The following is a 3,082-nucleotide window of genomic DNA, read 5'->3' on the forward strand; positions in this document are numbered from 1 at the left end:
TTCCACCCACCTACCCCGGGGGGGGGGGGGGGCGGGGGGGGGGGGGGGGGGGGGGGGGGGGGGGGGGGGGGGGGGGGGGGGGGGGGGGGGGGGGGGGGGGGGGGGGGGGCCCCGGGGGGGCCCCCCCCCCCCCCCCCCCCCCCCACGCCCCTCGGGTTCCTCAGCTCACCCGGCGGACCAGGTAAGCGGTTCCCCTTTCCGCCGGCTCCTCGCCCACGTACTCCTGGTTCCGCATCTCGCACCACGCCGGGATGTCCAGACGGGCCGCCTCGTCGTCCGACAGGACCCGGACCAGGCCGCCCACCGGCACGTCGCCGATGACCTTGGCGAGCTCGATGACCGGGATCGGGCACCTCTTGCCCAGGGAGTCCACGACGAGCACGTCCTCCCGCACCACCGTCTCCGAAACCGGCGCCCCCAGCTTCTCCCGCACCGCCGCCACAGCCCGGGGAAGCACCTCCAGGAACCTCTCCACATCCTCCTCGGCCGCCCCGAGCGGCAGTGAGACCCGCACATTCCCCTCACTCAGCACGCCCATCGCCCGCAGCACATGGCTCGGCGTCAGCGTGCTGCTCGTGCAGGACGATCCGGACGAGACCGAGAACCCCTCCCGGTCCAGCTCGTGCAGCAGCGCCTCCCCGTCCACGTAGAGGCAGGAGAAGGTGACGACCCCGGGCAGCCGGCGCACCGGGTCGCCGACGACCTCGACGTCGGACACCAGCCGGGGCACCCGGGCCCGGATCCGGTCCGTCAGCTCCCGCAGGCGCACGGCCTCCCCGGCCGCCTCGGCCCGCACGGCCCGCAGCGACGCGGCCGCCGCCACGATCGCCGGGATGTTCTCGAAACCGGGTGCGCGCCCCGACTCCCGCTCGTCCACCGGCCCTTGCGCCGCGAACCGCACCCCCTTGCGGACCACGAGCAGCCCGACGCCGGACGGCCCGCCCCACTTGTGCGCACTGGCCGTCAGCAGCGACCAGCCGTCCTCCACCGGCCCCCACCCGAGCGACTGCGCCGCGTCGACGAGCAACGGCACCCCGGCCTCCCGGCACACCTCGGCGACCGCTCCGACGGGCTGCTCGGTCCCCACCTCGTGATTGGCGGACTGCAGGCACGCCAGCGCGGTGTCCTCGCGCAGGGCAGCCCCGTACGCGACCGGATCCACCGCCCCGCCCCGGTCGACGGGCACCTGGGTGACGGACCCGCCGCCCGCCTCGTGCGCCTCGGCCGAATGGAGTACAGAGGAGTGTTCGACGGCTGACACGATCAGGTGGCGTCCGGCCCGCCGCCGCCCGGCCAGCGCCCCCGCAACGCCCGTGTGCACGGCACGGCTTCCGGACGAGGTGAACACCAGCTCGTCCGCCCGGCACCCCACGGCCTCGGCGGCGGCCTCCCGTGCCGCGTCGAGCAGCATCCGGGCCCGACGCCCCTCCCTGTACAACCGCGCAGGATCTGCCCACCCTTCATCGAGGGAGGCCAGCAGAGCCTGCCGGGCAACAGGATGAAGGGGAGCACCGGAAGCAGCATCGAAGTAACCCACACGGCAACGCTAGAACGCCCAGCACGAAGACGTCCCCAAAGGGGCGCGGGTCTGTGACATCAGCGGCTTCGCCGCGGGCGCGAACAGCCACAAACAACCCGCAGCCGCCAAACAAGCGAACCACCCCACCGCATAGGCCCCCCTCCCCGAGAACCCCCGGAGGGCGTCGGCTAGGGTTTGGTCCGCATAAACATCCAAACCCCTGCCCGACGCAGGGCCGCGACCGACCAGCGAGAAGGCCAGGCCGCAGCCGATCCGCGCGGGCGAGACTCTCGGGAAGGCGCTACGTGAGTCCCAACGGCTCCGACCGCTCGCCGCGGCGCCCGATGCGGCGGAAGCTGCTGCAGGCACTGACCGCGGGCCTGGTCTTGGCGACAGCCACCGGTTGCTCGTACAACTGGGAAGACTTCCCCCGCCTTGGTATGCCCACCCCGACCACGGAAGAGGCTCCGCGGATCCTCTCCCTGTGGCAGGGGTCCTGGGCGGCTGCGCTCGCCGTCGGCGTGCTGGTGTGGGGTCTGATCCTGTGGAGTGCTTTCTTCCACCGGCGCAGCCGCACCAAGGTCGAAGTTCCTCCGCAGACCCGGTACAACATGCCCATCGAGGCGCTGTACACGGTGGTCCCGCTCATCATCGTCTCGGTGCTGTTCTACTTCACCGCCCGTGACGAGTCCGAGCTGCTCAGCCTCAAGAAGAAGCCCGACGTCACGGTCAACGTGGTCGGCTTCCAGTGGAGCTGGTGCTTCAACTACATCGAGCCGGTCGCCGGTTCCACCGGGGACGCCAAGACCTCGAAGGACCTGGACGCAATCCCGGACCGCTTCAAGAAGGACTTCCCGGCAGGCGCCGGCGGCGTCTACGACTGCGGCACCCCCGGCACGCGGAACCCGCAGACCAACAACCCGGGCCCCACGCTCTGGCTGCCCAAGGGCAAGACGGTCCGCTTCGTCCTCACCTCGCGTGACGTCATCCACTCCTTCTGGGTGGTGCCGTTCCTGATGAAGCAGGACGTCATCCCGGGCCACACCAACGCCTTCGAGGTGACCCCCAACAAGGAGGGCACCTTCCTCGGCAAGTGCGCCGAGCTCTGCGGCGTCGACCACTCTCGGATGCTGTTCAACGTCAAGGTGGTCTCCCCCGAGCGCTACGAGCAGCACCTCAAGGACCTCGTGGAGAAGCAGCAGAACGGTTACGTTCCTGCCGGCATCGCGCAGACGAGCCACGAGAAGAACCGGGAGACGAACAACCTGTGAGCATCCTCAACGAACCCCAGGGTGCCGCGGCAGCAGGGTCCCACTACCAGGACGAGCTGCCGGTCAGGCGCCAGAACCGCGGCAGTGTCGTGGTCAAGTGGCTGACGACGACGGACCACAAGACGATCGGCACGCTGTACCTGGCGACGTCGTTCGCGTTCTTCGTCATCGGTGGCGTGATGGCGCTGTTCATGCGCGCCGAGCTCGCCCGGCCTGGTCTGCAGATCATGTCGAACGAGCAGTTCAACCAGGCGTTCACGATGCACGGCACGATCATGCTGCTGATGTTCGC

General features: G+C 70.7%; 3 protein-coding genes. 2 read left to right on the forward strand and 1 reads right to left on the reverse strand.

Annotation, left to right across the window (positions count from 1 at the left end):
• Positions 1-160: 160 nt before the first annotated feature.
• A complete protein-coding gene (locus HNR57_RS39035) occupies positions 161-1,537 on the reverse strand; it encodes a cysteine desulfurase/sulfurtransferase TusA family protein (RefSeq protein ID WP_184568172.1) in 1,377 nt (458 codons plus the stop codon).
• A gap of 287 nt (positions 1,538-1,824) precedes the next feature.
• Here HNR57_RS39035 and ctaC point away from each other — a divergent pair, with 287 nt between their 5' ends.
• Both ctaC and HNR57_RS39045 read left to right on the forward strand, forming a co-directional pair.
• Positions 1,825-2,790, forward strand: a complete 966-nt coding sequence (gene ctaC, locus HNR57_RS39040; protein ID WP_184568174.1) for an aa3-type cytochrome oxidase subunit II — start codon at positions 1,825-1,827, stop codon at positions 2,788-2,790.
• On the forward strand, positions 2,787-3,082 hold a 296-nt coding region (locus HNR57_RS39045), incomplete at its 3' end, for a cbb3-type cytochrome c oxidase subunit I (RefSeq protein ID WP_184568176.1). The genes ctaC and HNR57_RS39045, both read left to right, overlap by 4 nt.

It is taken from the genome of Streptomyces paradoxus, assembly GCF_014202475.1.
In the GTDB taxonomy this organism is placed as follows: domain Bacteria; phylum Actinomycetota; class Actinomycetes; order Streptomycetales; family Streptomycetaceae; genus Streptomyces; species Streptomyces paradoxus.